The following is a 3,348-nucleotide window of genomic DNA, read 5'->3' on the forward strand; positions in this document are numbered from 1 at the left end:
TCCCCTACTACATCCCGGAGTTCGCGCCCACCCCGACAGAACCGGTGCTCAACCTGTCGGGCTGTATGGCGGCGGCCACCATCTACGCGCTCTACCCGCTGTTCAAGGCGGACCTGGCGGCGGAGGACGTGGTGGTGGACGCCAAGTCGGGGTCGAGCGGCAGCGGCACCGGCAGTGTGGAGCATCCGGCCGTACGCGACGGGAACGTCCGGGTGCACAAGCTGCACGGTCACCGGCACTCCCCCGAGGTGCGCCAGGCCCTCACCGACCTGACCGGTCGGGCTCCGGACCTGCAGTTCTCCACCTTCAGCCTGCCGGTCGCGCGCGGCGTCATGGTCTCGGCGTACGGGCGGCTGAAGCCCGGTGCGGGGGAGAGCGACGTGCGCCGGGCGTTCGCCCGGGCGTACGCCGACGCGCCCTTCGTGCGGGTGGCGGCCGGGCGGTCCCCGATGGGGATGCCGATGCTCAAGACGGTCGTGGGCGCCAACGTCGCCGAGGTCGCGGCGGTGGTGTCCGGTGACCGCTGGGTGGTGGTGTCCGCCCTGGACAACCTCATCAAGGGCGGCGCCGGCCAGGCGGTGCAGGCGATGAACCGAATCCACGGAATGGACGAACGGCTAGGACTCCCGGAGGCCGGCGGATGGCCGTGATGAATAACGAGGCGTTGGCGGGGATCTTCCCCTACCGGCCGCTGTACGTGGTCAAGGTGGGCAGTTCGAGCCTGCGGCACGCCTCCGTCTACGACGACCTGGCCGCGCTGAGCGCGGGCGGTGCCCGACTGTTGCTGGTCGCCGGCGGCGCGGCCGACATCGCTGACTACTACGCCGGTATCGAGCGCCCGATGCGGATGCTGCGACTGGCCTCCGGCGACGAGGTGCGGTACTGCCCGCCCGACGAGATGCCGCACATCGTCGCCGCGTACGAACAGCTGACCCTCCCCCGGATCCGGGAGAACCTGGGCCAGCGTGAGTTGACGGTTTACGCCGCGACGGCCACGCCGGAGGGGCTGGTCACGGGCACCCCGAACCGGCCGCTGCGGGTGGTCGAGGGTGACCGGCAGCGGCTGGTCCGCGACCACCGCGCCGGCGCGGTCTCCGCGGTGGACGTGGCGCGGCTGCTGTCCCTCCTGGACACCTTCGACGTGGTCTGCGTGTCACCGCCGGTGACCGCGAGCGACGGCGGCGCGCCGATCAACGTCGATGCCGACGTGCTCGCCGCCGAGGTGGCGAACGCGCTCGACGCCGATCACCTGCGCCTGGTGACCGGCACCCCGGGCCTGCTCGCCGACCCGTCCGACCGCACCAGCACCCTGCCGCACCTGTGCAGTGGTGAGGGAATGACGTACGCGAGCGGACGGATGCGGCAGAAGGTCCGGGCGGCGGAGCTGGCCCTGAAGGGGACCGCTGACGTCGCCATCACCGGCCCGCACACCGCAAACACCCACGGCGGTACCCGGTTCTGGCGGGCCGCCGCACCGGAGCCGGACCTGGACCTGCTGACCCGCATGGTGGAGATCTCCTCGGTCTCCGGCGGCGAACGGGAACTGGCGCTGTACCTGCTGAAGTGGCTGACCGAGAAGGGCGTGCACGCGGTCATCGACCCAGCCGGCAACCTGGTCGCCACGCGCGGCAGCGGGCCACGCCGGCTGCTGATGCTCGGCCACCTGGACACCGTCCCCTACCGCTGGCCGGTGGCCTGGGACGGTGCCGCGCTGACCGGCCGGGGCTGCGTGGACGCCAAGGCCAGCCTGGCCGTGTTCCTGCAGACGCTCGTGGAGTTCGAACCACCCGAGGGTGTCACGGTGCGGGTGGTCGGCACCGTGGAGGAGGAGCGGACGGCGTCCGGTTCGCTCTACGCGCGTGACCACTACCCGGCGGACGCGGTCATCATCGGCGAGCCCAGCGGCGCCGGTGCGGTGACCATCGGCTACCACGGCGTCTGCAAGGTGCGGATGGATGTCGCCCGGACCACCGGTCACACGGCGGGCAAGGAACGGCGGACCGCCGCCAGTTCCCTCGTCGACCTCATCGGCGAGGTCGAGGCCGAGGTCGGCAAGTGCAGTCCGGAAGCGTTGTTCGCGGTGCTCGATCTGGCCTCGGGCGGCTCCGGTGGCACGCAGACCGCCTCGGCGGTGCTGGATGTCCGGGTCCCGCCGGGAACCGAACTGGACAGCATGCTGTCCGTCTTCGAGGACGGTGAGCTGCTGCTCGCCACGCCGCCGGTGAGCACACCCCGGACCGATCCGCTGGTACGGGCGTTCACCCGGGCGCTGCGCGCGGCGACCGGTGACGCTCCACGGCTGCTCGCGAAGAAGGGGAGCAGCGACATGAACACGCTCGCCACCAGGTGGCGCGGCGTTCCGATGGTGGCGTACGGGCCGGGAGATGCTCACCTGGACCACACGCCCGACGAGCGGCTGTCAGCCGACGAGTACCGGCGGGCGCGGACGGTGTTGTCCGCCGCCGTACGGGATTGGTGTGTGCGGTGATGGACGAGATCGATCTGCTTCGGGAGCAGGCCAGCCGGGCTCGCCGGCTGGTGGTCGACATGGCGGCCAGCGGGGTCGGGTGTCACCTCGGCGGCAGCCTTTCGGTGGTGGACATCCTGGTCGCCGCGTATGCCGTCGCCCGGTCCGAGCCGGGCACGGAGGTCGTCCTCAGCAAGGGCCACGCGGCGGCCGCCCTCTACGCGGTGCTGCACGAGGTCGGCGTCATCGAGGAGAACCCGGCACCCCGGTACGGCCGCGCCGGGTCGCCCTACACCGGACATCCCGGCCCGAAGGTGCCCGGCGTCCGGGTCCCCCCCGGCAGTCTCGGCCACGGGCTCGCGTACGCGGTCGGCTGGGCCCTCTCCCGACGGTTGCTGAACCGGCCGGGCGGGGCCATCGCGGTGGTCGGTGACGGCGAGTTGCAGGAGGGCCTGGTCTGGGAGGCGCTACAGGTGGCCCAGGCCAAGCGGGTCGGCGGGCTCACCGTGGTGGTGGACCTCAACGGTGGCCAGAACGACGGGTACGTCTCGGACATCTCGCCGCTGACCGACCTGCCGGCCCGGCTGGCCGCGTTCGGGTTCGAGGTGGCCGAGGTCGACGGGCACGACATCGAGAAGTTGGTGCGGACGATGGCGCCGACCGACCGGCCGCTCGCGGTGCTGGCCACCACGGTGAAGGGCAAGGGCGTGCCGGCCACCGAGGGCAAGGCCGGCTCGCACTACGTGAAGATCAGTCCCGCGCGGGCGCGGCAGTGGAAGGCGGCGATCCGGTGATGACGGCCACGGTGTCCGCGCGGGAGGCGTACCGGCTCGAGCTGACCGAGCTGGCCGCGGACGACCCGCGCATTGTGTGCCTGGAGG

Annotated in this window: 3 protein-coding genes; all 3 read left to right on the forward strand. The window is 72.1% G+C overall.

The window, feature by feature from the left end; translation table 11 throughout:
• A partial coding sequence (locus tag KBX53_RS27035; protein WP_256443423.1) for an Asd/ArgC dimerization domain-containing protein occupies nt 1–650 on the forward strand: 650 nt, incomplete at its 5' end.
• Nucleotides 641–2,488, forward strand: coding sequence for a M20/M25/M40 family metallo-hydrolase (locus KBX53_RS27040; RefSeq protein ID WP_247676287.1), 1,848 nt, complete (start codon nt 641–643; stop codon nt 2,486–2,488). The genes KBX53_RS27035 and KBX53_RS27040, both read left to right, overlap by 10 nt.
• On the forward strand, nt 2,488–3,261 hold the full coding sequence (locus KBX53_RS27045; protein ID WP_210862349.1) for a 1-deoxy-D-xylulose-5-phosphate synthase N-terminal domain-containing protein: 774 nt from the start codon (nt 2,488–2,490) through the stop codon (nt 3,259–3,261). Before KBX53_RS27040 ends, KBX53_RS27045 begins: the two co-directional genes overlap by 1 nt.
• The last annotated feature ends 87 nt before the right edge of the window (nt 3,262–3,348 follow it).

This window comes from Micromonospora sp. M51, assembly GCF_018070305.1.
Taxonomy (GTDB): domain Bacteria; phylum Actinomycetota; class Actinomycetes; order Mycobacteriales; family Micromonosporaceae; genus Micromonospora; species Micromonospora parva.

Bases quoted from the DNA above. Each gene is read 5' to 3' on its own strand.
- KBX53_RS27040 (WP_247676287.1), top strand. From the start codon at position 641: ATGGCCGTGATGAATAACGAGGCGTTGGCGGGGATCTTCCCCTACCGG.
- KBX53_RS27045 (WP_210862349.1), top strand. From the start codon at position 2,488: ATGGACGAGATCGATCTGCTTCGGGAGCAGGCCAGCCGGGCTCGCCGG.